This is a genomic window from Acidovorax sp. FG42 (assembly GCF_057809195.1).
Genome location: NZ_JBMDJM010000002.1, coordinates 34,796 through 60,928 on the forward strand (window position 1 = coordinate 34,796; position 26,133 = coordinate 60,928).

The 26,133-nt window shown below is 65.2% G+C and carries 17 protein-coding genes and 1 tRNA gene; 3 read left to right on the forward strand and 15 right to left on the reverse strand.

Translation table 11 applies throughout. The features are described 5' to 3' along the window. Window positions 1-257: 257 nt before the first annotated feature. The 8 genes from bcsQ to ACODSM_RS02830 all read right to left on the reverse strand — a co-directional run bounded on the left by bcsQ (window position 258) and on the right by ACODSM_RS02830 (window position 12,051). A complete protein-coding gene (gene bcsQ / locus ACODSM_RS02795; protein ID WP_488804256.1) occupies window positions 258-1,049 on the reverse strand; it encodes a cellulose biosynthesis protein BcsQ in 792 nt (263 codons plus the stop codon). A 13-nt stretch (window positions 1,050-1,062) separates the two neighbouring features. Next, the gene (locus ACODSM_RS02800) at window positions 1,063-1,248 is read right to left on the reverse strand and encodes a hypothetical protein (RefSeq protein ID WP_343735213.1); all 186 of its coding nucleotides are present in this window, start codon (window positions 1,246-1,248) and stop codon (window positions 1,063-1,065) included. Then, window positions 1,245-3,065 (reverse strand): cellulose biosynthesis protein BcsE, encoded by a 1,821-nt coding sequence (bcsE, locus tag ACODSM_RS02805; protein ID WP_488804257.1) that lies wholly within the window; start codon window positions 3,063-3,065, stop codon window positions 1,245-1,247. Before bcsE ends, ACODSM_RS02800 begins: the two co-directional genes overlap by 4 nt. Before the next feature lies 1 nt (window position 3,066). Next, the gene (locus tag ACODSM_RS02810) at window positions 3,067-6,984 is read right to left on the reverse strand and encodes a cellulose synthase subunit BcsC-related outer membrane protein (protein ID WP_488804258.1); all 3,918 of its coding nucleotides are present in this window, start codon (window positions 6,982-6,984) and stop codon (window positions 3,067-3,069) included. Further along, complete coding sequence (gene bcsZ, locus ACODSM_RS02815; protein WP_488804259.1) at window positions 6,981-8,135, reverse strand: cellulose synthase complex periplasmic endoglucanase BcsZ; 1,155 nt, start codon at window positions 8,133-8,135, stop codon at window positions 6,981-6,983. The genes ACODSM_RS02810 and bcsZ overlap by 4 nt, the downstream gene beginning before the upstream one ends. Continuing rightward, the gene (bcsB, locus tag ACODSM_RS02820; protein WP_488804260.1) at window positions 8,128-10,506 is read right to left on the reverse strand and encodes a cellulose biosynthesis cyclic di-GMP-binding regulatory protein BcsB; all 2,379 of its coding nucleotides are present in this window, start codon (window positions 10,504-10,506) and stop codon (window positions 8,128-8,130) included. The genes bcsZ and bcsB overlap by 8 nt, the downstream gene beginning before the upstream one ends. A gap of 501 nt (window positions 10,507-11,007) precedes the next feature. Beyond that, a tRNA-Lys gene (locus ACODSM_RS02825) sits at window positions 11,008-11,083 on the reverse strand. A gap of 83 nt (window positions 11,084-11,166) precedes the next feature. Beyond that, window positions 11,167-12,051, reverse strand: a complete 885-nt coding sequence (locus tag ACODSM_RS02830; RefSeq protein ID WP_488804261.1) for an NAD(P)-dependent oxidoreductase — start codon at window positions 12,049-12,051, stop codon at window positions 11,167-11,169. A gap of 210 nt (window positions 12,052-12,261) precedes the next feature. Here ACODSM_RS02830 and ACODSM_RS02835 point away from each other — a divergent pair, with 210 nt between their 5' ends. Then, on the forward strand, window positions 12,262-13,143 hold the full coding sequence (locus tag ACODSM_RS02835; RefSeq protein ID WP_488804262.1) for an alpha/beta hydrolase: 882 nt from the start codon (window positions 12,262-12,264) through the stop codon (window positions 13,141-13,143). 45 nt (window positions 13,144-13,188) lie between these two features. Here the strand turns inward: ACODSM_RS02835 and ACODSM_RS02840 are convergent, their stop codons facing one another. Both ACODSM_RS02840 and ACODSM_RS02845 read right to left on the reverse strand, forming a co-directional pair. After that, window positions 13,189-14,166 (reverse strand): GMP reductase, encoded by a 978-nt coding sequence (locus tag ACODSM_RS02840; RefSeq protein ID WP_015013119.1) that lies wholly within the window; start codon window positions 14,164-14,166, stop codon window positions 13,189-13,191. Window positions 14,167-14,370: 204 nt separating this feature from the next. Then, window positions 14,371-15,096 carry a hypothetical protein gene (locus ACODSM_RS02845; protein WP_488804263.1) on the reverse strand — a complete coding sequence of 242 codons (726 nt, stop codon included), beginning with the start codon at window positions 15,094-15,096 and terminating at the stop codon, window positions 14,371-14,373. Window positions 15,097-15,139: 43 nt separating this feature from the next. Between ACODSM_RS02845 and ACODSM_RS02850 the strand changes: the two genes are divergently transcribed. Then, on the forward strand, window positions 15,140-17,614 hold the full coding sequence (locus ACODSM_RS02850; RefSeq protein WP_488804264.1) for a UvrD-helicase domain-containing protein: 2,475 nt from the start codon (window positions 15,140-15,142) through the stop codon (window positions 17,612-17,614). Between the two features lie 178 nt (window positions 17,615-17,792). Here ACODSM_RS02850 and ACODSM_RS02855 read toward each other — a convergent pair whose 3' ends face one another. The 5 genes from ACODSM_RS02855 to ACODSM_RS02875 all read right to left on the reverse strand — a co-directional run bounded on the left by ACODSM_RS02855 (window position 17,793) and on the right by ACODSM_RS02875 (window position 23,188). Then, on the reverse strand, window positions 17,793-19,745 hold the full coding sequence (locus ACODSM_RS02855; RefSeq protein WP_488804265.1) for a PhoX family protein: 1,953 nt from the start codon (window positions 19,743-19,745) through the stop codon (window positions 17,793-17,795). Window positions 19,746-20,005: 260 nt separating this feature from the next. Continuing rightward, complete coding sequence (locus ACODSM_RS02860; protein WP_488804266.1) at window positions 20,006-20,797, reverse strand: FecR domain-containing protein; 792 nt, start codon at window positions 20,795-20,797, stop codon at window positions 20,006-20,008. Beyond that, window positions 20,745-21,599 carry a BPSS1780 family membrane protein gene (locus tag ACODSM_RS02865; protein WP_015013124.1) on the reverse strand — a complete coding sequence of 285 codons (855 nt, stop codon included), beginning with the start codon at window positions 21,597-21,599 and terminating at the stop codon, window positions 20,745-20,747. Before ACODSM_RS02865 ends, ACODSM_RS02860 begins: the two co-directional genes overlap by 53 nt. Window positions 21,600-21,765: 166 nt before the next feature. Continuing rightward, window positions 21,766-22,719 (reverse strand): homoserine kinase, encoded by a 954-nt coding sequence (locus tag ACODSM_RS02870; RefSeq protein WP_476017139.1) that lies wholly within the window; start codon window positions 22,717-22,719, stop codon window positions 21,766-21,768. A 100-nt stretch (window positions 22,720-22,819) separates the two neighbouring features. Further along, window positions 22,820-23,188: a hypothetical protein gene (locus ACODSM_RS02875; RefSeq protein ID WP_056747503.1), complete on the reverse strand. Its 369-nt coding sequence runs from the start codon at window positions 23,186-23,188 to the stop codon at window positions 22,820-22,822. Window positions 23,189-23,240: 52 nt separating this feature from the next. Between ACODSM_RS02875 and polA the strand changes: the two genes are divergently transcribed. After that, complete coding sequence (gene polA, locus ACODSM_RS02880; RefSeq protein WP_488804267.1) at window positions 23,241-26,039, forward strand: DNA polymerase I; 2,799 nt, start codon at window positions 23,241-23,243, stop codon at window positions 26,037-26,039. Window positions 26,040-26,133 lie beyond the last annotated feature (94 nt).

The window sequence follows — 26,133 nt, forward strand, 5'->3', positions numbered from 1 at the left end:
ACCCCCCCAGAGCCAGCGCATCGCCCAGCCGAGGCCTGCCCCTAGACCCCGCACTGGACGCAGCAACCAAGGGCGTAAAGCACGCTGCGGCGAGGGCGGCAGCACAAAGCAGCGCCACAGCCACATCCACCAGGGAGCACCAGGCTCAATCTCCAACCAGACTCGGAGCCACCCCAGCACTGGGTGGGCAGGTGCTTGTACACCCGTTCGCTCAGGGGACGGCGTGGGCGTCGTGATGCTGGAAGGGGGTTGATCCGTCATGGTGCCGCCACTTCTGCCGCGGGCAAAGACGGAGCCTGCACGGGAGACATTGCCGACAGCCAATGGAAAATGCCCTGTAGATCGTGTGCCGACTGTGCATGGGGGGCCATGCTGTTCACGGACTGCGATGCCGCCAGCGCACGCGAGAGGTTCTCGTCTTCGTGCAGCGTGTACGGTAGTAGCTGGCTTCCCCACTGCTGGCGCAGAGTGGTGAGTGCTTCCCGGTGTGAGGCGCGGCGCGGGTCGAAACGTGTGACTGCGATGCCCTGCGCGTTGGGTGCTGCTGGCGATGCCTGCAGCATGGCGCGCACGGTGTCCATGCTGGCACATCCGCGTGCAGACGCTTCCATGGCCACCAACACTGCATCCGCGCAGTGCAGCGCTGCCTGGGCCAGTGGCGAAGGCCATTGCGGTGTATCCAGCAGCACCGTGCAATCCTCCGGGATATCGAGCAGTGCCAACTGGTCTTGCAGCCACTGCGGGTTGGCCGCCAGCAGTTGGTGGAGTGTGGTGATGGTGTCCGGCGCCGCCGGGCCAAAGGGGAGAACGCCGACGCCGTCGGTGTTGTCAAAGCTGCCATCCGCCCACCATGAGCCCGTGGCCGCAAGTGCTGCCCACCCCTGGCTGGCGGGGTGTGGCATCCCCAGGTGCATGCCCAGCAGATTCTGGGCGCAGAGCTCTATGGCCAAGATGGACTGACCTTGCCGGGCACCTAGTGATGCCAGGTGTGCAACCAGGGTGGTACGCCCAGACCCGCCGAGGGGCGAAACAACAGCAATCACGCGCATGCAAACTCTTTGTTCATGGGGCCTTGTTCACCCCGTCTTGCGGAGGAACAGGGGGTTCTTTGGGCAGAAGGACAGGGCGGTAGGGCTGCACACAGCGCAGCGGCTGGCGCGCCTGCAGCATGCGGCGCAGCAGCCTGGAACAGGGCCAGGCCAGCAAGGCGCCCAGCAGCACGTAAACGAGCATCCACGCATTGCTCATGCTGAAGCCCTCCCGAGTGCACGTGGCACGGCGCGCCGTCCGATGGGGTGAGGTCGCACTTGCGGGCTCGCCGCAACTCGCGGCTGGGCGCTGGGTTGCGGGTATTCCATAGGGTTGTGCTGGGGCAATGCCGGCGTTGCCTTCGGCGCCTGCGCCTTGGGTGTAGCGGAACTGTTCACAAGGACGGCCGCCGGTGGAGCGCTGGCGTCGGCCAACAGGGCGCTGTAGTCAGGCACCCCTTTGCGCAGGGTCTCCTGCAATTGGTCGGTCATGGCGCGTATGCCGGGTGCGGAGCAATCTGTGGCCTGTGAGGTGAACAACTGGGTCAGTGGCAGCGCAAACACACGCTGCAGGGCCAGCTCCACATCGGGCTCCCGGCAGGCAAAAAGGAACACGTAGATTGCTTCGTGGTCGGCCGTGAACAGGTCTCCATCGCGAGAGGTGTGGCAGGCACGCAAGGCATCGATGTGCGGCATCTGGTCCAGCATGCTTAGCCGCACCATGCTGTGCGACAGACCGATGTCATGGGTGCGGTCCAGCATCCCCCGTACCAGCGTACAGAACCGTGCCGGGGCCTGGTAGCCCCGCTCGCGGGGCGGCATGAAGCTGTCGAGCGCCTGCGCGTAGTCGGGGTGCACTTTGCGGGTATGGCTCTGGGCATTGATGTCCTGCAGCAGTTGCAGCAGGCGCGAGAACCCCACCTCTCTGTAGACCACCACGCTGGCGCCCAGTTGGAGCAGTGCCTGTTCGCTGTGGGTGCGCAACTTGCCCAGGTTCTCGCGCACCACGATCTTGAGCGTGGGGGGGCGCGAGAGGCGCAAGTGGTGCACCAGGCGTGCGCGGGACTCGAACTCGCTTGCGGAGCCCGCATCAATCAGCACCGTAGAAGCGACGCAGGTGGTGGCAGCCACTTCGATGTCCTCCAGCCCATCGAAGATGCGCCAATGGCCGGGGATACCGCGCTGCCCCTCCACCGATGCCCGGGTGGCCAGCACACTCCATTGGTCGGCCGCAGTGACCAGTTCGGGTGTGGCACCCTGGGTGCGCGTGCCATCGGCAGCCAGCCGATGGGTGGTGGCGTCCTGCACCAGGCCGAAGCCCGTCTGAAAGAGCGCCCCGGTGTCCGAACTCCAGCGGTCCAGGCTCAGGCGCCAGCGGTCTGCGTCGGCATGCAACGTGGCAATGTGCATGGACATCCGGCACAGGTTGCGTAGCGTTGGTAAAAGGGCGCTGGTGTCCAGTGGCGGGGTGAATCCGAGCACCACCGGGCGAGGCCGTTGGCGGCACAGTGTGCTGAGCTGGTCGCTGATCCGAGCGAGTTGGGTCATGTTCAGGCCGGACAGCAGGTTCTGTGCGTCGCACAGATACAGCGCGTGCTCTGCTTGCAGGCCGGTGCGCTCAAGCTCCTGCATCAATGCACTGAGGCCGTTGCGCTGGACTTGCGCGTGCAATCCCGGCGAGAGTGTCCAGAGCCTCAGCCGGCCCGCTTGGTAGGCGGCTTGTACTGCAGGGCGCTCCAGCAACTCGTCCAGCCACTGTGTGCTGGATGCGACCAGTCCCAGAGGACCCGCTGTCAGGGCGTCTTCAATGAGTGCTGGGAACCATGCCGCAGCGCTGCGGCTGTCGGCGGCCACGAGGGATACGGGCACATGGGCTGGCAGTTGGCCGATGCCGTCCGGCAGCCCTGCAATGCCGATGTTGGTCGGTCGCAGCGCGTTGCCGGCTACCCCCTTGGAGGGCCAAAGGCGTGTGGCGAGCGAACGCAGCACACCGCTGGCGGGTGGGCTCTTGCTTGGGGATGAAGCGGCAGAGGACATGTCAGAAGCTGGAATAGGTCTGCACCGGACGGGGGCGGTTGTCCAGCGGAGCGTTCCCGGGCTCAAAGCGGTAGCGGCCGTACACCATGAAATTGGTGGGCGCGTAGTAGGCCGAACGATCCAGCTCCAACTGTGCACCCAGTGCGAGGTGGGGGGTGACCTGGTACTCCAGTGCGCCCCTGAATGAGCGACCGAAACCCGAGCCCGAACTGCCCGCATACACCGGAACACCACCGTCGGCGGCCAGCCGGGCACGCGCCAGGGACTGCAGGAGTGCGCTCTGCGGAAAATAGTCGCTGTCGCCACTGCTACTGCGCGAGACAGACACAGACCCGCGCGCGAGCCACGTGAGTGCGCCACGGCGTCCGCTCCACTCCAGTGGCAGGGCGACGGACACGTAGTTGCGCGGGCTGTAGTAGCCCCCGTGCCCGAAGCTGTACTCGGACAGGTCTTTGCTATAGCGCCAGGCCGACACCGCAACCCCGAGGTTGACCACCCCGTCAGCATAACGCCATACGTCGCGGTCCAGGGCCCATCGCAGTTGCATGCGGGTGTTGGTCGCCACGTTCTTGCCGGTGAGCGCGGCCAGGCTGAGGCTCAGCGAAGTGCTGTAGGGGCCCATGTCGGTGGAGAGGCGGCCTGCAGCGCCCGTGGCCACCACGCCGCCCCATACCTGGCCCGTGATGGGGTCGCGTGCTCCTGCGTACGACAGCAGGCTGCCAGTGATGGGGCGTCGATACGCTTCGAGCTTGTAGCTGTAACGGCCGATATCGCCGGTCTTGGACAGGCCTCCTACGACATTGGTCACCGGAAAACCCACCCCGGTGGTTCCGATGTCCCACTGGATGTCGTCGCCAACGTAGCCGAACCCCAGGTTGGTGCCCTGGCCGCGTTGGCGTCGCTCGGTGGCAAAGGGCGACCCGGGCGGTAGCGCCGCCACCTGCCCGTAGGTGAGCAGGTCCGGACCGTCAGTGGGAAGATCGCCCGCATCCAGCTGCACCCGATCCACGTGAAGGAAGTAGTGCCCGTCGTAGCCACGCGGCATCCACGCCACTACCGGTCGCTCCCAGCCGTGCAGGCTGGAAATGCCGTCGGTGGAGCGCTTGCTCAGTGCCTGATGTCCCGCTTCGATCCGAGGCTGACGCCGTGCCTCGATGGCGTCGATCTCGCCCTGGATCTTGGCAACCACGGCCGGGTCGGCGGGGACGGACAGTGTGTAACTCTGCTGGAGAGCCAGTGGTCGGTCGGAATCAGCCGGCACCTGGGCCTGGCTGTCTGGGGCCTTTGCATCAGGGGCGTTGGTCTTTCCGTGCATCTCCAGCATGAGCGCACTGCGGAAGAACACCATGGCCTGTGCGTAGTTGCGGTTGGCCCGCTCCAGGCGCGCTGCATGCAGCAGCACGTCACTGTCCTGCGGAAAGCGGTCCAGCAAACGGGTCGCCAATGCCCGTGCCTCGTCCATGCGGCCAATGCGTTGCCAGATGCGTAGCAGTGCCAGTTGCTGCCCCATATCGCTCGGAGGGATACGGTCTCTCAACCAGTCGGCCTCATTGGCCGCAGCCAGCCGGTCTCCGGTGTCCTGCAGTCGTGACAGGGTGTCCGCCAGCGCCATGCGCACAGACAGATCATCCGGTTGTGCGGATGCCAAAGGCTTGAGCAATTGGGCGGCATCGGCATATTCGGCCGCAGCCATGAACAACCGGGCCTGGGCCAGGCTGCGTTGGCGTGGTGTGGAGAGTGTGTCCGGCAGGGGTGTCGCCTGGCGTGCCAGGCGCGAGGCTTCGTTGGTACGTCCGGCCTGCCGCTGCTTCTCGATGAGCCGTTCCTGGTGCGCTGCATACAGCGCTACCAGCCGGTCTTCCTGCTCCGCGCTCCAGCCCTTGGCTTGCAGCAGACGAGGCAATTGCTCGGCCAGGCCGGCATCGTCCTCCGCCCGGTTGAGCAGCTGTGCGTAGTCCAGCTGCGTGTCTGGCGCCAGCGTGGGAACACGCGCTGCCAGGCGATGAAAGACTGCCACGCCCCGCGCCGGCTGCGCACGGCGAAACCAGGCATTGGCAACGCTGTAGAGCAGGTCTGCCTCATTGCCTGCTGTCCGTTCCGCTTGCTGTAGCAGTGCCTCGACTTCAGCTGCCGGCAGGGGTTTCAGGGCCTGCGTGACGAGCGACTTGACCTGGGAGCGCCGCACCAGCGCGCGCATGGCGTCTGTCTGATCGGTGGAGGGTATCCGCTGCATGTCTGCAAGGGCAGCGGTGTCATCGTCCAAGGCCGAACGTATCAGGGCGCGGGCATACAACATCTCGGCACTGACAGTGCCGGACGGAATGCGTGCCACGCCCTCATCCATGGCGTGCAGTGCTTCCTGGGGGCGGCCCAGGCGCAAGTAAACACGTGCGAGGCGGTGCCGTAACCACGCATCGTCAGGGGTCAGTACCACGGCCGACTCCAGCGCACGCAGTGCGGGGCCCAGGCGCTGGGCCTGCAGGTCGTCCTCTGCCTGGGCCACCAGCACATCCGCCTGGGCACTGGCGAGTTTTTCGGCGAGTGTGGTGTCACGTGCAGCGGCCTCTGCCAGCAGGGACTGCGCTTTGGTCACCCGCCCGGTGCGGGCATAGAGACTTGCCAGGCCTTTGATGGCAGAGGTGCTGTTGGGCTCCTGTTGGAGGGCCTGTTGGTAGAAATTCTCTGCCAGCGCATGGTCACCCTGCAGGTCGCGAATGCTCGCCAGGGTGGTCAATGCGTCGGCACTTTGGGGCTGCATCTGCAGTGCGCGTTCGGCCAAGCTGGCCGCAGTGACCAGTTCTTTTTGTTCGACGGCTCGGTCGGCCTGTCGCAGCAGTCCCCAGAACCTGGCGGTGGCCTGCAAATCCTTCCAGCGGCCCTGGCGTGTGAGGGCATAGGCTTGGCTGAAGAGATCCTGCGCCTGGGCATGCTGGCCTTGCCGCAGTCGGATCAACCCCAGGTTCCCCAGGCTTTCGCCGTCCTGGGGACGCAAAGCCAGCGTCGCCTGGATCTGCTCCTCCGCCAGCTCCATATCGCCCTGGTCCAGAGCAGTGCGCGCTGCCTGCCGGGCGATGTTGGCCGGGTCCCGGGCCGCGCGCTCTGCGCGCTCGACCGCCTGTTGCATGGCGGCCAGTCGTTCCACCATGGCGCTGTCAGCCGGGTAGCGCTGCAGAAATGCGCGCACGCGGGGCAGGTTGGCGGGTGTGTTGGCCAGCCGGTCCAGGGCGCGACGCCAGAGGTCTTGCAGCTGCTGGGCGTTGGTATCGGGCTGCTTTGCCAGAGCCTCGATCTCCTGCACCACGCCCGTCGGGTTGCCCCCCTGGTACATGCGCAGCTCCAGCTGTGCCAGCCGGTAGCGGGATTCCCCGGTCTGCTGGTACAGCTTGGCCAGCTGGCGCTGGGACTCGGTGCTCTGCTTGGCGGTGGAGCCCATGATTTGGTGGTACTCCAGCGCCAGTCCGCCGAGCGTGGGCGGGCCTTGCGGGAACAGCTCGCGCGCCAGGTCGGCGGCCTCGGCCTTGCGGCCTGCGCGTGCCATCAGGCGCATCTGGGCGAGTTTTTCGCGGTCGGGGCCATACACGCGCACCAGGGTTTCCAGTTCCTGGGTCAGCACATGGCTGGGGTGGCGGGCGCGCAAGGTAGCCAGAGCGAGTTGGGCCTCATCGGTTTTCTTTTCGCGCAGAGCCAGGTCGCCCAGCGTTGCCAGCCCCTCAGGAGAGTTCGGGTCCATGGCTAGCAGTTTGTCCACCAGCTGGCGGGCCATGTCCGGCCGGTTCTTGCTGGCCCACAGGCGGGCGCCGCTGAGCAGCTCCGCTTCGATAGCGGGTGGGGTGCTGGCATGCACGCCGTGCTGCCCAGGCAGGCAGGCGGCGGCAAGCAGGGTCAGTGAGGGTAGCCAGCGGCGTGTACGGCGTTTCACGGTTTCCATCGCACAGTGAGTTGGCCGTTGGCCGTGAAGCGATAGTGCCCCTCCACGGCGCCCAGCCCAAACAGGCCGAGAACCTGCTCGTAGTAGGCCGTGGGGCGCAAGGGGCGGGCCTCCAGGCGCATGCGCTGCGATTGCAGGGTACGGTCGTCGCCCACCGCCCGCAAAAACGGCAGGACTGCCGCAGAGAACCCGGAGGGGGCGGGGCCCGAGGCCTGCGCCGTCAGGATGTCGATGGACTCCGGCGGGTATCCCTGCTCGCGCACAAAGCGGGCCATGGGCTGCAGGGTATCCAGCAGGGCCTTGCGACCGGGGGCGCTCGCGTGCAAGGTGCCCGCCCACAGATAGACGCGGATGGCGTTGTAGCTGCCCTGGCCTTTTTCCTTGCCCTTGTCATCCACCAGAAAGCCCTGCTTAGGGTCGTACAGGGTCCAGTCCGGCGTGAAACCCTTGGGCGACGCGCCCTGGATGACCTTGAGCGAACTGTCCACCAGCTGCTTCCATTCGGGCTGCGGGTCCACCGCTGCCAGCCAGTGCATCAGGTGCATGGGCATGTAGCTGGGATTCAGGCGCCAGCGTCCGTCCCCTTGCGCAAAACCTTGGGGTGCCGGCAGAAGGGTCAGTCCCAGGCCGGGCAGTTGCGCGGTTTCTTCACGCAGGATGCGGGCCGCCAGCAAGGCTGAGAGTGCGCGGTAGCTGCGCACGTTCCACAGGCGGCCTGCTTCGCCCAGTGCGTAGGCAATCCAGAGGTCGGCATCAGAAGCGGCGTTGCTGTCGATGACTCCCCAGGAGCCATCGGGGCGTTTGCCCCACAGCCAGGCCGGGAGGCGGGCGGTCATATCGCCGTCGCACAGATTGTTTTCCGTCCAGCGCAGCAACTTGTCGAAGGCGGCGCGGTCGTTGGCCACCAGGGAAAAAAACAAGGCATAGGCCTGGCCCTCGGAGTAGGTCTGTCCTCCCCCCGCATCGTCCGAGATGACGCGGCCGCCTTCGTTGATGAACTGGGCCTTGAAGGCCTCCCAGGCGGGCCATCCGGGGCGTTCTGCTGCGGATTGGGGTTGCGCCCGAAGGCTTGGCAGCCAAGACAGCAGCGCGGCACCGCCGCCAGCCTGCAGGGCCGTGCGCCGACGGAGGGAATCAGTCATGCTGGGAGGCCAGTCGGCGGCGCGCCATGGTGCGCAAGGCGCCATAAACGATGAAGGTCAGCAGTAGGCCGGTGGCGATGCCCGCCAGCGCCAGCAGCAAGGGGTGGCTGTGCAGGTGAAACCACAGGCGCTGCCACCACGGCAGGTCGCCCACGTAATACACCGGCTTGATGCGGAAGCTTTCGATCGCGTCGCCGCGCATCAGTCCCAGATCGCCGCGCAGGCTCTTGATCTTGCCCGCGTCGTTCAGGCTCTGGCTCAGCAGCCCCATGGCTTCCTTGTCCGTGGCAGTGAGGGCCACCACACTGCGCCCGCTGTGCAAAGGCGATTCAAAGCCGGTGACGGCAGCCAGCGGACCTGTGCCTTGCAACACGGCTTGCCCGCCGGACGCGGAGAGGCGGTGTTCGGACTCCAGGTTGAATAGTTCGATGAACGATCCCAGGGCCCGCTCCAGGGGCTGGACGGACCGTGCCCCGGCGACCAGCAGCGCCGGCAGATGGTTCTTCCATTGCTCCAGCAAACCATCGGCGTCGGCCTGCGACACGATCAGGATGTCTGTGTCGCCAGCCTTGTTTGCATCTGCGGCGCGCAGCAGCTGAAAGCGGGTACCGGGATAGCCGGTCGATGCACTCATGCGGCCCACGGAGGTCAGGAAGACCTCGATGTCTGCGGTGCTGGGCTGGTTGGGAAGGATGATGGAGGTCTGGGCCAGGTCCGGCACCCGGGTGAACGGGAAACCGCTGTTGGCATAGGCCGCCAGATTGGGCATGGCCAGGTAGTGGCGAAAACCTGTGAGGTCGATGGTGGACTGTGGATCGATGGCCGCAAACAGTTCGGTGGGTGGCGCGGACTTGCAACGGCCCAGGTCGTTGGGCGGTATCTGGAACGCGAACTGCAACTGGTTGTCGCCACCGATCATGAAAGCCGGAATCTTGAGGTCCGAACGGTTCTGGGCGTTCCCGTCGTCGAACAAGGGCAGCATCACCGTGTTCTTGCCACTGGTGCGGTCGTCTCGCGACTGCAGCGGATACGACTGGATGAACTGGTTGTTGATGGAGATGTTCAGGCTGCCATGGTCCGAAACACTGCTGGGGGTGTAGCGGTAGGCGAGGTCCAGCGGCACGCCCTTGGCGTTCCAGGTGAACAGGTCTGGGGCCATGCGGGTGTAGATGTTCACCGTGTCGTTGAGCACCGTGCCACGCAATTGCAAGTCCGAAGGACTGCCCACCAGCTCGGCCAGCTTCACGGGCCGCTGGGTGGTGATCCAGCGGGGGGCGTCATAGGGCTTGGTCAGTGCGGGATAGTCCAGCGACTTCACGGCAATGGTCTGCCCGGACAAAACCGCTTTCCCCAGGGCCAGGGCGTCGGCCGCCATCTGCAGCTGGGCGTCGTCCTTGCCCAGCACCAGCAGCAATTTGGCGCCTGGTACTTCGGGGTGGTTGACCACCGAGATCGTGGGCTCGGTCACGGGTGCCATGTCCTGCAGGAAAGCGGGACGTTGGCTGTTGGTGGCCAGCACCACGGCGTGCGAGCGGGGGAGCTGGTTTTCCAGCACCGGGAACTGGTTGCCTCGGTAGCCTGCGAGCATGCCGATCCAGCTGGCGATGGAGCCAGACGCCTTGAGTGTGCCGGTGCTGGGTTGGTTGCCAAACACAAACGGCAGCTTGACGGGGCGGTTGTCCCGGGGGTCGAAGAACGGTGCCGGCAGCAGCGCGAGGTCATTGCGCAGAGGGATCTGCCGCAGCGAAAGCTCCAGCTGGCTGTCGTTGCTGATGGTGGCCCACAGGCTGGAATGGGTGGGCGTTTCACATTCCATCGTGTAGTGGCCGATGAACTGGAAGCGGAACCGGTTGTAGTCCGTGAAATAGCGGGGGTCGATGTTCAACTCGACCGTCTGTGGTGTGCCCAGACGCTCCTTGTCCAGCACCACTGTCTGCAAGGTTTCGTCGTTGAGCATCAGCTTGAGATGCGACAGCGACGGAATCAGCGCGGGTGACAGCGTGAAGGTCAGGCGCAGCTTGGCAGCTTCGACGATTTCGTCGCGCCGTACACCCACCCCCACGCTGGCTTCGCTCTCCACGCCGCGCAAGGCGATGGGGCGCCCCACGCCCAGCTCCTTGAGGCTGACCTTCCACTGCCGCGCAGGCAACGCCGCGTTGGGGGCAGCCGGGCTTGCCCCGCTCGTGTTGTCAGTAGCCTGCGCTGCGCGGTCTGCCTCGCGTTCCTGGCGGGCCATCGCCTTCTCCTTGGTCGCGGCGTTGCGGGCCTTGCTGGTCTGGGCCTTGGCTTCAGGGGTGGGGGCGGAGATCAGCCCGGCAGTGATCAGCGCAATCAAAAGGGGGAGTGAGCGGGTAGCGGAAGTGGATTTCACAGTGTTCTTTTTGCTGGCTCGTACCTGGTGGATGGGGTGCGTTGGACCCATGCCGGGGCGGTGTCACTTGTATGACAAAGTGTATCGAGGAGGCAGTGCGCGGCGGCTTTGCGAGACAGTTGTTTGCAATTGCGGGGCCGACAGCGTTGCTGCTTCGGAGCAGCAAATACGCGAAGAGTGGTTGCCTGGATTCATGGTTCGAAAAAACGGTGCGCGACTGCTGCACTGTTCGGGGCCCGTGACATGGTGTGTTGTACGTCTATCTATGGCCAGCGAATAGCAAGCAGCTCACGCGGTGGTTCTTGCAAAGACACATCCGTTGCCACCCGTGGAGGGCGGACACCGGGGCCGTAGGCCCCAGGCGGCCAGACGATGATGCTGCCGGCGGATGACTCCTGACCCTGGAGGGCCGGGCTGCCGCTGACGGGGAAGCAATCGGTCTGAAAACAAAAAAGCCTGCTACTTATGGGTAGCAGGCTTTTTGTGCCTTGCGGCTTGATTTGGTGGGTCCTGAGTGACTCGAACACTCGACCTACGGATTAAGAGTCCGCTGCTCTACCAACTGAGCTAAGAACCCAAATCTTTAAAATTTGTCTGCATCGCTGCAGAGCCTCGAATTATGCACTAGTTTTTGCGACCTTTGCAACTCGCGCCCAAAAATTATTGCATTGCGTTGCGGCTGGCCAGTTCCACAAAGAGGCCGCTGTGGTCCAGTTCGCCCAGGCCGTGGTCCACGCCCTCGGCATACAGCGCCTCAAACAGGGCCGTGATGGGGGCATCGAAGCCAGTCTCTCGGGCAGTGGCCAACGCATTGCGCATGTCCTTCAACTGGACGGCCATGCGGCCCCTGGGGGCAAAGTCGCGTTCCACCATGCGCTGGCCATGCAGCTGCAGGATGCGGCTGTCGGCAAAACCACCGCTGATGGCTTCGCGGACCTTGGCCATGTCGGCGCCGCCCTTGGCGGCAAACAGTAGGGCTTCGGCCACGGCGCCGATGGTGATGCCCACAATCATCTGGTTGGCCAGCTTGGCCAGCTGACCCGCACCGTGCGGCCCGACATGGGTGGAGCGGCCCAGGCAGGCGAATACGGGCTGGGCGCGCGCAAAGTCCTCGGGGCGGCCCCCGGCCATGATGGCCAGGGTACCGGCCTCGGCCCCGACGGTGCCTCCGGATACCGGTGCGTCCAGGTGGGCCACGCCCAGCTCGCCCAGACGGGCCGCGTGGTCGCGCGCCTCGCTGGGCTGGATGGAGGCCATGTCGATGAAAAGGGCGCCCGGGCGCATGGCCTGTGCTGTGCCTTGCTCAAACAGGACCTGGCCCACGACCGGGCCGTTTTCAAGCAAGCTGATGGCCACGTCGGCGTCCTTGACGGCATCGGCAGGGCTGCTGTGCACGGCGACACCCCATTGCGTCAGCGGTTCTGCCTTGGCGCGGGTACGGTTCCATGCATGTACCTGGTGGCCTGCTTCGCTGAGGCGTCGGGCCATAGGCAACCCCATCATGCCAATGCCAAGAACGGCGATACGAAGCGGAGTGGTAGTCATGGCGTTGTTCTTCTTGGGAAAGGAGTTCAAGAGCGTCTCTGTTGCCATCATGTGCCTTTTTGGCGCTGCAGTCTGTCACGGAGCTTGCAGCGCACAGCGATTGGCCAGATGATTCTGCAGCGCCAGCGCCGTTCCTGCGTCTGCCGAGCCTGTGGGCCGGGCCGCGGTATGGCACCGAAGGCCGCCCACACAAACCGGAGACCCTTGCCCATGACCTTGCCCCTGTACGACCCTGCCTGGCTGGAACGCATGTACAACAACCGTGCCCTCGTCCCCGACCACATGGACTACTTTGAGCGCTGGGCCCGGGACTCCGCCCAGGTGCGCGCCAACATTCCCTGTGCGCTCGATGTTGCTTATGGAACCGGTGTGGGTGAGACCCTGGACGTGTTCCCCTCCGCCCGCACCACCGGTGGGCCGGTGCCGGTGCTGGTGTTCATCCACGGAGGCTACTGGCGGTCGCTCGACAAATCCGACCACTCGTTCATCGCGCCACCCTTCACCCAGGCCGGGTTTTGTGTGGTGGTGGTGAACTACGCGCTGTGCCCGGGCACCCCCGATGCACCGGTGAACATTCCCCACATTGCGCGGCAGATGGAAAAGGCGCTGGGCTGGGTGTGGCACCAGATCGCCGCCCATGGTGGCGACCCCCGGCGGATCACCGTGGCGGGGCACTCGGCGGGCGGGCAGCTGGCGGCCCTGCTGCTCACCAGCGTGTGGCCGCTGATCGGCAAGGGCTTGCCCGATGGCCTGGTGCGCAATGCGCTGTCGATCTCGGGGGTGCACGATCTGGAGCCCATCATGCACACGCCCATGTACCAGTCGGTGTTGCACCTGACTGAGCAGCAGGTGCTGCAGTGCAGCCCCGCACGTTTGTTGGAGCCACCCACAGGCACGCTGTATTGTGCCGTGGGGGGCGATGAAAGCCCCGAATTCCTGCGCCAGAACCAGCTCATGCAGGACGCCTGGGGCAGCCATTTTGTGCCCCGCAGCGTGGCCTTGCCGGGGTTGAACCACTTCAGCATCGTCGATGCCCTGGCCAAACCGGGGCATGACCTGCACCACATGGCGCAGAACCTGCTGCGGGCCTGAGAACAGGTTCTCCTACCGGGGGGCGGCTCGTGCCCGGTGGGTGGGTTACATCAGCAGGTGCTCGCCTGCGTTGTCGCCGCCCAGGATCACGTAGTTGACCTTGCGCACATCCATCAGCTTGGTACCACCCGCGTAGCTGATGGAGCTTTGCACGTCCTGCTCCATCTCGATGAGTGTTTCGGCCAGCTTGCCCTTGATGGGCTCCAGGATGCGCTTGCCTTCGACGTGCTTGTATTCGCCCTTGTTGAAATCGCTGGCCGAGCCGTAGTACTCCTTAAACAGCGCGCCGTCCACTTCCACCGTCTTGCCCGGTGATTCCTCATGGCCTGCAAACAGCGAGCCGATCATCACCATGCTGGCGCCAAAGCGGATGCTCTTGGCAATGTCGCCATGGCTGCGGATGCCGCCGTCGGCAATGATGGGCTTGGTGGCCACGCGGGCACACCACTTGAGCGCGCTGAGCTGCCAGCCGCCCGTGCCAAAACCTGTCTTGAGCTTGGTGATGCACACCTTGCCCGGGCCCACGCCCACCTTGGTCGCGTCGGCGCCCCAGTTTTCCAGGTCGATGATGGCTTCGGGGGTGGCCACGTTGCCGGCAATCACAAACGACTGCGGCAGGTGCTTTTTCAGGTAGCCGATCATGTTCTTCACGCTGTCGGCATGGCCGTGGGCAATGTCGATGGTGATGTACTCGGGCGTGATGCCCTGTGCTACCAGCTGGTCCACGGTGGCGTAGTCGGGTTGCTTCACGCCCAGCGAGATCGACGCGTAGCAGCCCTTGGCATGCATGTCTTTGACGAACTGGACGTTGTCCAGGTCAAAGCGGTGCATGACGTAGAAATAGCCGTTCTGTGCCATCCAGGTGCAGATGGTTTCGTCCACCACGGTCTTCATGTTGGCCGGCACCACCGGCAGGCGGAAGCGGCGGCCGCCCAGCTCCACGCTGGCGTCGCATTCCGAGCGGCTTTCCACGCGGCACTTGCGGGGCAGCAGCAGGATGTTGTCGTAGTCGAAGATTTCCATGAGATTCCAAGCTCCATAAAGGGACGCCGCCAAACTATTTCGACGGCGGTGGGCGCTTGGCTGTCAGACCGGCTTTGCGGGAGTGAACGTGACAGTCACTCCGAACCCTGCTGAGCGCAGGCACAAAAAACCGGGCGTCAAGAAACTTGGGCCCGGTGATTGATTCTACCCGCCTGACAAATGGCCGTCATAACGGCCCCGGTATTACCTGCATACGGATTGCGCAGCCGCCACGATCTGGCCCGATGCATCTTGTACCCAGCCGACCAGGTGCAGCCGTTCGGCCCGCGCGCCTTCGGGAATGCGCATGGACCGGGTCTCCATCCAGGCCCACGGTTTGCCTGGGGTGCGAGCTTGCCGCTGGGCGGGGAGCCACTCGCCCTCGAACGCGTTGCGCACGACATGGCGGGGCACCACCGTGCCGTCCGTGCCGGCGGCGATGGCTTCCACCAGCAGCAGGTGAAAGGCAAAGGGGGCTGCGGCCACCTTGCGCTGTGGCTTAGCAGCGGAAGGCGCGAAGTTGATGCCCACACCCACATAGTCGTTGAACGCCACCCCGTGGGCCACGCGCAGCCGCCCACGTGCGTCCACATCGACGGTACTGATGTGTACGTCAGTGGAGGTGGGAGGCTTGCGCCCCAGGGCTTGCAGGCGGGGCAGGGCGTCGGTGGTGCCGGCTGCCGACAAGGGGGCATCGTCGCCCGCCGCACTTGGCACGATCCAGTCCAGCACCACGGCGCCTGCCTTGGCCGACGGTGCCGGGGTGGCTGCATCGCCCCAGCAGGCCTCGCAGTCGGCGCTGATGAAGCGTTCGAAGAGCGCCACGGGCTTGGGCGTGCCGTCGCTGCTGCAATGGGTCTGGGCCAGCGCCTGCGGGGCATGCGCCAGTGCCAGCGACAGGCTGGCCAAGGTGAGGGCAATGTTTTTCATGGTGCGGGGCAGCGTGGGGCGGGGTGCTTTCTACAATGGCCGGATGTTCCCACAAGACCCGTTTTCGGGTGCGCCAGACGCCCTGGTGCCCTCACACTCCGGTGCGCCGTCGGCCGCATCCCCCCTTCTCGCCCACCTGAACGACGAGCAACTGGCTGCGGTGACCTTGCCCGCCGGCCATGCGCTCATCCTGGCGGGGGCCGGGTCGGGCAAGACCCGTGTGCTGACCACCCGCATCGCCTGGCTGCTGCAAAACGGCTATGCCACGCCCGGCGGCATTCTGGCCGTCACGTTTACCAACAAGGCCGCCAAGGAGATGGTGGCCCGCCTGTCGGCCATGCTGCCGGTGAACGTGCGGGGCATGTGGATCGGCACCTTCCACGGCCTGTGCAATCGGCTGCTTCGCGCGCACCACAAGGCGGCGGGGCTGCCTCAGTCGTTCCAGATTCTCGACACCCAAGACCAGCTCTCGGCCATCAAGCGTTTGTGCAAGCAGCACAACGTGGACGAGGAGCGGTTTCCGCCCAAGCAGCTGTCGTACTTCATCGCCAGCTGCAAGGAAGAGGGCATGCGGCCTGGCGATGTGCCTACGCACGACAGCGACAGCCGCAAGAAGGTCGAGATCTACCAGCTGTACGAAGAACAATGCCAGCGCGAAGGCGTGGTGGACTTTGGCGAGCTGATGCTGCGGTCTTACGAGCTGCTGCGCGACAACGACCCGATCCGCGAGCACTACCAGCGCCGGTTCCAGCACATCCTGGTGGACGAGTTCCAGGACACCAACAAGCTGCAGTACGCCTGGCTCAAACAACTGGCGGGCAACGAGGTGGGCGGGCGCTATGAGGCCCGGGGCAGCGTGATCGCCGTGGGCGACGACGACCAGAGCATCTACGCCTTCCGTGGCGCCCGCGTGGGCAACATGACCGACTTTGTGCGCGAGTTTGATGTGCAGCGCCAGATCAAGCTGGAGCAGAACTACCGCAGCTACAGCAACATCCTCGACTCGGCCAACCACCTCATCAGCCACAACAGCCGCCGCCTCGGCAAGAACCTGCGCACCACGCAGGGAGCGGGCGAGCCGGTGCGGGTGTACGAGGCCAGTTCTGACTTGGCCGAGGCGCAGTGGATGGTGGATGAGATCAAGCAGCTGGTGCGCAACGACGGCTTTGAGCGCAAGGAAATCGCCGTGCTCTACCGCAGCAACGCGCAAAGCCGGGTGATCGAATCGGCGCTGTTCAATGCCAGCGTGCCCTACCGCGTGTACGGTGGACTGCGGTTTTTTGAGCGTGCCGAAATCAAGCACGCACTGGCCTACCTGCGCCTGCTGGAGAACCCGCACGACGACACCAGCTTCACGCGCGTGGTCAACTTTCCGCCGCGTGGCATCGGTGCGCGCAGCATTGAGGTGCTGCAGGACGCTGCCCGCGCTGCAGGCTGCTCGCTGCACGACGCGGTGAGCGCCGTGCCCGGCAAGGCGGGCGCCAACCTGGGCGCCTTCGTCGCCATGGTCGATGTGCTCCGCGAGCAGACGCAAGGCCTGAACCTGCGCGGCATCATCGAGCAGATGCTCGAATCCACGGGCTTGGTGGAGCACTTTCGCACCGAAAAGGAAGGCGCCGACCGCATCGAGAACCTGGAAGAACTGGTCAACGCCGCCGAGAGCTTCGTCACGCAAGAGGGCTTTGGCCGTGATGCGGTGGCGCTGCCGCTGGATGAGCACGGCACGCCGCTGACCCAAAGCGTGCAAAGCCCTGTGAGCCAAGGGCTGGACCCCAACGCGCCGTTGCTCGACGAGCCTTTGAAACCCGCAGTGCCCGGCATCGTGGACGCCGACACCGGCGAAACCCTCTCGCCCCTGGCCGCCTTCCTGACCCACGCCGCGCTGGAGGCGGGCGACAACCAGGCCCAGGCTGGGCAAGACGCGGTGCAGCTCATGACCGTGCATGCCAGCAAGGGCCTGGAATTTGATGCCGTGTTCATCGGCGGCATGGAAGAGGGCCTGTTCCCCCACGAAAACTCCGCCAGCGAGCGCGATGGCCTGGAGGAAGAGCGCCGACTGATGTATGTGGCCATCACCCGCGCCCGCAAGCGCCTGTACCTGAGCCACTCGCAAACGCGCATGCTGCATGGGCAGACGCGCTACAACATCAAGAGCCGCTTTTTTGACGAGCTGCCCGAAGCGGCCCTCAAGTGGATCACGCCCAAGCAGCAGGGCTTTGGCTCGTATGCGCCCAGTTTTGCTACTAATTCAGGAGCTGGTGGCGCATACGGATCTGGCGCTAGAGGCCAATTTGGCTTCAAGTCCGAGACATTTGCCAGCCCCCCAGTGCCTGCGCAGAAGGCTGCGCCATCCCATGGCCTGCGCGTGGGCATTGCCGTGTTTCACACCAAGTTTGGCGAGGGCAAGGTGCTGGCCATTGAAGGCACCGGCGATGACGCACGTGCACAGGTCAACTTTCCGCGCCACGGCACCAAGTGGCTGGCGCTGTCGGTGGCCAAGCTGACGGTGGTCGAGTAGCAGGTTTTGAGCAAAATCGCCGGGTAGCGATAGTACTTTATGCCTGGATAGCTATCGTTTGTATAGCTAACCAGCGCCACCAATGACAACGGGGCCCTCGGGCCCCGTTGGTTTTTGAAGCGGGCCGCACCGGGTGCAGCCCTATTGGCCCCTAGCTCAGGCGGGTTTCAGGCTGAGTTCAGGCCTGGTTCAGGCTGGGCTGCTTGGCAGCAGCCGTCAGGTAACCCACGGCCGCGCCGTTCTTGTTCTTGTAGTTGGCCTTGATCATCGGGTCCAGCGTGTCCTTGACCACGCTGTGGATGCTGCCCCAGTCACCGGGGTGCTGGAAGTTGCTCATGATGTACGTCCAGCCGTTGATCTCGTCCACGGCGTGCAGGCCGGTGGACTCGCCGCCCGCGGGGATCGACATCACGCGCGACAGCTGCTTGGTGTCCACGTTGTAGGCCCACAGGAAGTTGTTGACGTGCTGGCTGCTGTCCTCGCCGATGAACAGCGTGCGCATCTTTTCGGAGAACTTGAGGTTGTCCGGGTTGGCGATGTTGTTGGGGTTGGCGGTGTTGCCCAGGGCGTCGGCGGTGATGTCTTCACCGGCCAGCAGCACCTTGGTGTCCACGGGCATCCATTCGCTGTTGATAGTGCCGCCAGCGGTGTCCTTCTGGCCACCCTTGAGGTTCAGCGCCATCACGGCACCAGCCACCAGTTGCTTGGGCACCGAGATGCCGTTGCCCGGCACGTTGGCGGCGTTGCCTGCCACCATGGACGACTGGATGTTCTGCAGCGCAGAGTAGGCAATCTTGTCCTTGGCGTTGACCGTGGTGCCTTCCATCTTGGTGAAGCCCAGGCTGGCGCCCAGGTAGGCGGCGTAGCGGTGGGTTTCCAGGAAGGCAGCGGCCTTTTCCATGCCGGGGTTCAGCTTGATCCACTCGGTCTTACCGTTGGCCACGATCTTGGTGTAGCTGGCGTCGGCCGGGTCGGTGGTCTTCACGGTCATGATGTCCGTGGGCTTGAGCGTGTTGGCCAGGTTCTCGATCTCGGCGCTGGTGGCCGAGCCCATCTTGATCCAGGTGAGGGGCGCTGCTGTGCCGACCTTGGGGTCGATGGAGAAGCCGCTGCCCACCTTGGCAACGTACAGCGTGCCGGACGACAGGTCTTTTTCCTTGTCGGCCACGAACACGAAGTAGCCGCTGTTGGTGGCGTCGTCGCCCATCAGCGCCGTGCGGTTGTCAGGCATCACCTGCACCAGTTCGTGCGAGATGCGGCCCATGCAGAAGTGCTTCTTGATGCTGGCGGTGCCGTCGGGGTTCACCGTCACCTCGGGCATGTGTCCGTAGTGGTAGGGGTTGGCCTTGGTTTCGTCGCCAAGCAGGTTCTTGCTGTAGGCCTTGAACATGGCGTTGCTGGCGATGCTGAACGCATCGGGTTCGTATTCTTCGCTCGACAGGTGGGTGCCCCAGGGCGACAGGCTCGCGCCGCAGGTGATCCACAGGCCGTGCACCTTGGAGGTGTCTACGTTGTGGTACTTCACCAGACTCAGCTTGCCGGTGGTCTGGTCCTGGTCCAGCGTCAGCACGGCGATGGGCGATGGCAGCTTGCCGTACATGTCGGTCTTGCCGTCTTGCGCCCAGGTGGTGTATTCAAACTGCACTACGGCAAACACGGCCTTGCCCTTGAGGCCGGTCACGGTGGGGTTGGCCACGGTCAGCAGCGAGGTGCCGTCGGGCGAGTCCGAGAAGTACTGGCGCTCCTTGCCAGCCACCGTGGCGTCGATGATGGGCTTGTTGTTGATGTCGTAGTAGCCACCCGACAGGATGGTGCCGCCCTTGCCGTCGGACACCATGTCGCCCGTCACGAAGAACGGCTGGTACGCCAGCTGGTACGAGCGCACCGAGTCGTCGCTGAGCTTGATGTTGAGCGTGGAGCCCACGGTGGTGGTGGCCATGGCAGCGGCGTTGGCCAGGGTGGGGGCTGCCATCGACGTGAAGCTGGCCGACACAAAGCTGGGCGCGGCGGAGTCGCTGCCACCACAGGCGGTCAGCAGGGCGGCCGAGGCGCTGGCGCTGAGCGGCAGCATGGGAACGCCGGCCAGCAGTTGCAGGGCCTTGCGGCGGGTGGGCATCGTCGGTTGGGTCATTTTCGGGGTGTTTCCAAGTGGGTATGCGAACGGGCATGCCACGCCCTGATCCGACCAGGAGCCTTGTTGGAAAGGCGTGTGGAACGGGTGGCATGGAGTCCAGCCCGCGATCCTAGGAACGCCCCGTGACAATGGTTTGACGTTTGTGTGACGGTTTGACGCAGTGCCTGGCGCACAGCGTAACGGCACCTCAAGGCGCGCCGCGCAGCCATCGCGGAGAGCGCTGCGGCTCAGCGCGGCAGGGGACCGCTGAGCCGCGTTCAGTCCCGGGAGCCGGGCGGGCCGTAGGAGTTGCCAGTTCCGTAGTTGTTGGCCGGTGCGGTCGCGCCACCGCTGCCGTCCTTGATGCCTTTGCGGCCCGACACCTGCCACGCCGTGCGCTGGTTGACCAGGCCGGCTAAGAACTCCAGCTCTTCGTCCGTGTGGTTGATGGCGCCGGCCGGAGTCAGCAGCCGGCCATTGCGGGGTGCGGGCTCGGCCCAGAACGACTGGTGGTAGCTGGACTGGCTCACCAGGCGCTCGCCGCCTGCCGTCAGCTCCACCGTGCCATAACAGTTGCAGAGGTAGCCGCGCTGGTCCTGGTTGGCAAACACCTCGGCGTACACGCCGGTACCTCGAATGCCTGCGGTAGCCGTGGGCAGCGCAATCTGCCGGTCGGGGCCGCGCCCCCACACGGTGGCCACCGCACCGCTGAGCAGGCGCAGCAGCTTGACGGCGGTGGGGGTGTCGCTCTCCATCGCCATGCGCGAGTTCTGCCGCACCATGAAGGCGCTGTCGCTCACCGAGAACACCAGGCTGGCGCCCGGCCCGGTCTCAATGCGGTCGTTGGCGGTGATGGTGTGCTGCGCCGTCAGGGGCTCGCCATTGCGCAGCACATCGCCGCGCACTTCCACGATGTTGCTGCGTGCCTGGGCATGGGCGGCAGCCCAGCCGCCGCCCGCTACCCACAGCGCGGCGGCCTGCACCACGCTGCGGCGCTGGAACCAGACCAGCTCGTCGTCAGAGCGGCCCTGCAGGTGGTGCATCAGGGGGGCTGGGGGGCGGGGTGTCATGGGGCGCCTCTTCTTGCTGCGGGGTGTAGGGGGGCTCGAAGCAGTCGCGGAAGGTGAAGACCACCGAGGTGAAGAACATGGCCGCCAACATCATGGCAGCGCCCACCATGATGCCACCGGCCATCGATCCCGCAAGCCCCGCCACAGCCAGCAGGGCCGACACGATGCTGACCACCAGCCCGCCCAGCAAAAACACCCCCAGCCAGCCCAGCCCATAGACGAGGAACGCGCCAAAGTTGCGCACGCAGGCCACGATGGAGAAGAACAGCGCCTTGACCGGCGGCACGCCATGCCAGTGCACAAGGCCCGGTGCATGCCAGAACAGCAGCGACAGCGGCAGGTACAACAGCATCGACAGCCACATGGCGCGCTGGAAGTCCGGGTTCTCGGCAATCTCCCGGGTCATGGGCGCGCCGCCCAGGTACACCTGCGCAAACTGGCCACCATCCAGCAGGGCCGACAGCCCCATGATGCCGAGGAAAGCCACCGCATACAGCACACCCAGCGTGAGCATGTCGCGCAGCCGCTCGCGCCCGGTGCGAAACGCCACCAGCAGCACCGTGGGCATCGGAAACCGCCCTTGCGATGCCTGCGCCGCCGCCACCATCATGGCCAGCGTGGCCGAGGGCAGCAGTGCGAGGGCAATGGCTGGGCCCACCAGTGGAATCATCGTGGCCAGCGACATCGCCGCCATGGTCATGAAGAACAGCGCAGCCAGCGCCATGGGCTGCCGCCAGAACGCCCGAACGCCGAGCTTGACCCAGGCCATGCCGGTGCGTGCGGGAACGATGTGGAGTTTCATGAATACGTTGGAAAGGAGGAGAGGCCCGCACCGCCAGCAGTGCCTTGGCGCCAACAGGGGCGCCGAGCGGCATCTGATGTCGAGTGGGCGAATAAGGTCGAATTTACCCCACTGCCCCAAACCGGTGGCGGGGTCAGGGGTTAGAGGCTGCCCGCCTGTGGTGGGATCAGCCCGCGCGTACGGGCAGGGCCAGGCGCCCGCGCAGCACGCGCTCGAAGTGCGTGGGGTCGTGGGGTTTGAGCATGGAGGCCTCGCGCGGCAGGTAGAAGTCCCACAGACGCGAGATCCAGAACCGCAAGGCCCCTGCGCGCAGCATGGCGGGCAGCAACTCGCGCTCGGCGGCCGTCAGCGGACGCACGGCCTGGTAAGCGTCCAGCATGCGCGTGGCGCGCTCGGCATCGTGGGCGCCGGTGGGCAGGTCGATGCACCAGTCGTTCAGGCACACGGCCAGGTCAAACAGCCAGGTGTCCACCCCTGCAAAGTAGAAGTCGAAGAAGCCCGTCAGCTCTTCCCCCTCGAACATCACGTTGTCGCGGAACAGGTCGGCATGCACGGGCCCGCGCGGCAGGGCGGCATAGGCGGAGCTGGCGGCCACATGGTTCTGGTAGGCCAGCTCGGACCGCAGCAATGCGGCCTGTGCGTCGTCAATGTGGGGCAGCACCACCGGCACCGTCTCGTTCCACCAGGGCAGCCCGCGCAGGTTGGGCTGGTGGCGGTCAAAGTCGCGGCCCGCCAGGTGCATGCGGGCCAGCATGGTGCCCACGGCCGCGCAGTGCACGCCCTGCGGGGCCAGCTGGCTCTTGCCGCGCAGCTTGTTGACCACGGCGGCGGGTTTGCCACACACGGTGTGCAGGATGTCTCCGTTCTTGTCGGCACGCGGGTCGGGCACGGGCACGCCGCCGTGCGCCAGGTGCTTCATCAGGTACAGGTAGAAAGGCAGCTGCTCGGCCGTGAGGCGCTCGAACAGTGTCAGCACGAACTCGCCCTGGTCGCTGGTCAGAAAGTAGTTGGTGTTCTCGATGCCGCCCTCAATGCCGCGCAGCTCCACCAGCTCGCCCAGTTGCAAACGGCGCAGCAACTCGCGCGCCTCGGGATTGGAGACTTCGGTAAAAACGGCCATCGCTCAGGGGGTCGAAGAAAAGAGAGAAGGGGAAGGGGCAGGACAACGGGCGGGGGTCAACCGGTGGCAACGCAGTGCGTGCGCGCCACCCTGCCACCCATCAGAACTTGAACACGTTCCAGACGCGGGGCGCCGTGGTGGTTTCAGCGCCATTGTTGCCACCGGCGCGGCTGCGCGCGCCATCAGGCGACTGCACTTCGTAGGCGGGCAGGTTGCCGGTCTTGGGCTGCACCGAGATGTTCTGGGTTTGCCCGCCGACCCGCAGCTCGTCCACACGGCTGCCTGCGTCTTCGATCTGGATGCGCTCCGTGCGCTGGTTGGTGCGACCAGACAGGGGCTCGGGATCGGGCAGCGCATCGCGCTGGTTACCAGCGCCTGCGGTGGTGGCAGCGGGGGATGGGGACGGGGTTTGGGCCAGGGCATTGCCGCAGGCCATGCCCAGCAGCAGGAGAAGGTGAACAGCGCGCATCGGGCGATTGTAGAGCGCCGCCCGGCGGGCGCTGCCCGTGCACAATTGCCGGATGAGCAACAAAAAGACCCTGGTGCTGGTGGACGGCTCCAGCTACCTCTACCGCGCCTTCCACGCCATGCCCGACCTGCGGGCCGTGCCGGGCGACCCTACAAGCCCTGCCACCGGTGCCATTCGCGGCATGATCAACATGATGCAGGCCCTGCGCAAAGAGGTGACGGCCGACTACGCCGTGTGCGTGTTCGACGCCTCGGGCCCCACCTTCCGCGACGCGCTGTACACCGAATACAAGGCCACGCGCTCGCCCATGCCCGACGACCTGCGCAGCCAGATCGAGCCCATCCACCAGGTGGTGGACCTGCTGGGCTGGAAGGTGGTGGCCGTGCCCGGCGTGGAGGCCGACGACGTGATCGCCACCCTGGCCCACACGGCCGCAGCGCAGGGCATTGAAGTAATCGTGTCCAGCGGCGACAAAGACCTGAGCCAGCTGGTCAACGAGCACATCACCATCATCGACACCATGAGCGGCAAGCGCCGCGATGTGGCGGGCGTGACGGCAGAGTTTGGCGTGCCGCCCGCGCTGATGGTGGACTACCAGGCGCTGGTGGGCGACGCTGTGGACAACGTGCCCGGTGTGACCAAGGTGGGGCCCAAGACGGCCGCCAAGTGGCTGGAAGAATATGGCTCGCTCGACAACCTGATTGCCAACGCCGATGCCATCAAGGGCGTGGCGGGCAACAACCTGCGTGAGGCCATTGCCAGCGGCCAGCTGGCCTTGAGCCGCCAGTTGGTCACCATGAAGACCGACTGCGCGCTGGCCGACTACATCCCCGGGTTGCCCGCGTTTGATGACATCACGCTGGACACGCCGGACAACACCGGCCTGCTGCCGTTTTACGAAAAGTATGGATTTAAGGGCCTGGCCAGCGCGATCAAGGGTGCAGCGGCTCCCGCCGCTACAGCCCCCACCGTCGCCATGCCCGGCCAAAGCGGCGATCTGTTTGCCGACCACTCCGCCAGCACCGTGGCCGAAGAAGCCCAGCACCGCACGGTGGTGTACGACACCATCCTCAACTGGGCTGACTTTGACCAGTGGCTGGAGCGCCTGCACAAGGCCCCGCTGACTGCCATCGACACCGAAACCGATTCGCTCGACGAAATGCGCGCGCAAATCGTCGGCATCTCTTTCAGCGTGCAGCCCGGCGAAGCCGCCTACATCCCCCTGCGCCATGAAGGGCCCGACGCCCCCGCGCAGTTGCCTCTGGAGGAAGTGCTCGCCCGCCTCAAGCCCTGGCTGCAAGACCCCAAGCACCACAAGCTGGGCCAGCACATCAAGTACGACCGCCATGTATTCGCCAACCACGGCATCGAAGTGCAGGGCTACGCGCACGACACCATGCTGCAAAGCTACGTGCTCGAAGTGCACAAGCCCCACAACCTGACCAGCCTGGCCGAACGCCACACCGGCCGCAAAGGCATCACCTACGAAGACCTGTGTGGCAAGGGGGCGCACCAGATCCCGTTTGCCCAAGTGCCGGTGGACAAGGCCGCCGCCTACTCGTGCGAAGACTCCGACCAGACCCTGGACGTTCACAACGCCCTGTGGCCTCTGCTGCAGGCGGACGACAAACTGCGCTTTATCTACGAACTGGAGATTGCCAGCAGCGAAGCCCTGTACCGCATTGAACGCAACGGCGTGCTGATTGACGCGCCCACGCTGGCCGCCCAAAGCCACGAGCTGGGCCAGCGCATCTTGCAGCTCGAAACCGAGGCGTATGAGATTGCAGGCCAGCCCTTCAATCTGAGCAGCCCCAAGCAACTGGGCGAAATCTTCTTCGACAAGCTGGGCATGCCCGTGGTGAAGAAGACCGCCACCGGCGCCCGCAGCACCGACGAAGAAGTGCTGGAAAAGCTGGCCGAGGACTACCCCCTGCCCGCCAAGCTGCTGGAGCACCGGGGCCTCGTCAAGCTCAAAGGCACCTACACCGACAAGCTCGCCCAACTGGCGCTGCCACGCACCGGCCGCGTGCACACGCACTACGCGCAGGCCGTGGCCGTCACGGGCCGCTTGTCCAGCAACGACCCCAACCTGCAGAACATCCCCATCCGCACCCCCGAAGGCCGTCGCGTGCGCGAAGCCTTCGTGGCCCCCGCAGGCCGCGTGATTGCGAGTGCCGACTACTCGCAGATCGAGCTGCGCATCATGGCCCACCTGAGTGGCGACCACTCGCTGCTGCACGCCTTCCACGCCGGGCTGGACGTGCACCGCGCCACCGCTGCCGAGGTGTTTGGGGTGGAGGTGGATCAGGTCACCAGCGAGCAACGCCGCTACGCCAAGGTCATCAACTTCGGACTCATCTACGGCATGAGCAGCTTTGGCCTGGCCAAGAACTTAGGCATCGAGACCAAGGCCGCCGCTGCGTACATCGACAAATACTTCCAGCGCTACCCCGGCGTGAAGCAGTACATGGACGACACCAAGGCCGCCGCCAAATCCATGGGCTATGTCGAAACCGTGTTTGGCCGCCGCCTGTACCTGCCCGAGATCAACTCCCCCAACGGCCCCCGCCGCGCCGGGGCCGAACGCGCCGCGATCAACGCACCCATGCAAGGCACGGCGGCGGACTTGATCAAGCTGGCCATGGTGGCCGTGCAAAAGGAGCTGGACGCCCACAAGCCGGACATCAAGATGATCATGCAGGTGCACGACGAACTGGTGTTCGAGCTGCCCGAGAGCGAAGTGGACTGGCTCAAGACCCACATCCCGCGCCTGATGGCGGAAGTGGCGGCGCTGAAGGTGCCGCTACTGGCGGAGGTGGGGGTGGGGGCGAACTGGGACAAGGCGCACTGAGCCGGGAGCGATAGTAAGAGGCGGCTTTGAGTGTTTTTGCGCTCTCCCTTTGCGATCGGGATAAAGCCGAATGTGCTTGGACAAGTGCTTCAGT

What these genes read in the sequence shown, in the direction of transcription:
- bcsQ (WP_488804256.1), bottom strand. Translation starts at nt 1,049, where the DNA reads ATGCGCGTGATTGCTGTTGTTTCGCCCCTCGGCGGGTCTGGGCGTACC.
- ACODSM_RS02800 (WP_343735213.1), bottom strand. Translation starts at nt 1,248, where the DNA reads ATGAGCAATGCGTGGATGCTCGTTTACGTGCTGCTGGGCGCCTTGCTG.
- bcsE (WP_488804257.1), bottom strand. Translation starts at nt 3,065, where the DNA reads ATGTCCTCTGCCGCTTCATCCCCAAGCAAGAGCCCACCCGCCAGCGGT.
- bcsZ (WP_488804259.1), bottom strand. Translation starts at nt 8,135, where the DNA reads ATGACTGATTCCCTCCGTCGGCGCACGGCCCTGCAGGCTGGCGGCGGT.
- ACODSM_RS02830 (WP_488804261.1), bottom strand. Translation starts at nt 12,051, where the DNA reads ATGACTACCACTCCGCTTCGTATCGCCGTTCTTGGCATTGGCATGATG.
- ACODSM_RS02835 (WP_488804262.1), top strand. Translation starts at nt 12,262, where the DNA reads ATGACCTTGCCCCTGTACGACCCTGCCTGGCTGGAACGCATGTACAAC.
- ACODSM_RS02840 (WP_015013119.1), bottom strand. Translation starts at nt 14,166, where the DNA reads ATGGAAATCTTCGACTACGACAACATCCTGCTGCTGCCCCGCAAGTGC.
- ACODSM_RS02845 (WP_488804263.1), bottom strand. Translation starts at nt 15,096, where the DNA reads ATGAAAAACATTGCCCTCACCTTGGCCAGCCTGTCGCTGGCACTGGCG.
- ACODSM_RS02850 (WP_488804264.1), top strand. Translation starts at nt 15,140, where the DNA reads ATGTTCCCACAAGACCCGTTTTCGGGTGCGCCAGACGCCCTGGTGCCC.
- ACODSM_RS02855 (WP_488804265.1), bottom strand. Translation starts at nt 19,745, where the DNA reads ATGACCCAACCGACGATGCCCACCCGCCGCAAGGCCCTGCAACTGCTG.
- ACODSM_RS02860 (WP_488804266.1), bottom strand. Translation starts at nt 20,797, where the DNA reads ATGACACCCCGCCCCCCAGCCCCCCTGATGCACCACCTGCAGGGCCGC.
- ACODSM_RS02865 (WP_015013124.1), bottom strand. Translation starts at nt 21,599, where the DNA reads ATGAAACTCCACATCGTTCCCGCACGCACCGGCATGGCCTGGGTCAAG.
- ACODSM_RS02870 (WP_476017139.1), bottom strand. Translation starts at nt 22,719, where the DNA reads ATGGCCGTTTTTACCGAAGTCTCCAATCCCGAGGCGCGCGAGTTGCTG.
- ACODSM_RS02875 (WP_056747503.1), bottom strand. Translation starts at nt 23,188, where the DNA reads ATGCGCGCTGTTCACCTTCTCCTGCTGCTGGGCATGGCCTGCGGCAAT.
- polA (WP_488804267.1), top strand. Translation starts at nt 23,241, where the DNA reads ATGAGCAACAAAAAGACCCTGGTGCTGGTGGACGGCTCCAGCTACCTC.